Raw genomic sequence first — 1,037 nt, 5'->3', positions numbered from 1 at the left:
GGGAAATGGTCCTGCTCGTTGTAATAGCCCGTGTGGTCGCCGTATGGGCCTTCCAACGCGGTTTCGTTCGGATGGATAACACCTTCCAACACAATTTCAGCACGGGCAGGCACTTGCAAATCATTGCCGATACATTTCACCAGCTCCGTCCGCGAACCGCGCAGCAGTCCGGCAAACTGGTATTCGCTCAAGGTATCGGGAACGGGCGTTACCGCGCCCAAAATGGTGGCGGGGTCGCAGCCGAGCACGACGGCGACGGGATACGGCGTATCGGGATTGAGTTTTCGGAATTCCTGATAATCCAACGCGCCGCCGCGATGCGACAGCCAGCGCATAATCAGCTTGTTTTTGCCGATTAACTGCTGACGGTAAATACCGAGATTTTGACGTTTTTTGTGCGGTCCGCGCGTGACGGTCAAGCCCCACGTTAACAGTGGCGCAACGTCTTCCGGCCAGCAATGCTGAATCGGAAGTTTATACAAATCAACGTCTTCGCCTTCCCACACGATTTCCTGACACGGCGCATTTTTTACCACGTTCGGCGCCATACTCCAAATGTCTTTCAACAGCGGCAGTTTGGAAAACGCGTCTTTAATGCCTTTGGGCGGTTCAGGTTCTTTCAGATATGCCAGCGTCTGCCCGATTTCGCGCAGCTTGGATACACTGTCCGCACCCATGCCCAGCGCCACACGCTCAGGCGTACCAAACAGATTCGCCAACACAGGATAATCATAACGCGTACCATCAGGCTTAATCGGATTTTCAAACAACAACGCCGGCCCCTCGGCGCGCAGCACGCGGTCGGCGATTTCGGTCATTTCCAAATGCGGCGACACCGGATGCTGAATGCGCTTGAGTTTGCCATCAGCTTCCAATCCGGCGATAAATTCTCGCAGATCTCTGTATTTCATGATTTCATTTTCCTGAACAGTCCGTCTGAAAACAGACTGCCATTTCGGGTTTGAAAGATAAACCAGCGGCTATTGTACCTGCCAAATCTGTTCAAATCCCAACTTTCCACGCCCGAATTTCTAGAT

The 1,037-nt window shown here is 52.9% G+C and carries 1 protein-coding gene; it reads right to left on the bottom strand.

The features are described 5' to 3' along the window. Positions 1-911 (bottom strand): UbiD family decarboxylase (locus ACTHS3_RS14445; protein ID WP_440368300.1); only part of this gene is annotated, 911 nt, incomplete at its 3' end. Positions 912-1,037 lie beyond the last annotated feature (126 nt).

The organism is Neisseria sp. P0009.S007 (assembly GCF_051962515.1).
The sequence above is the reverse complement of the archived record's forward strand: the minus strand, read 5'-3'. Positions and strand labels throughout refer to the sequence as shown.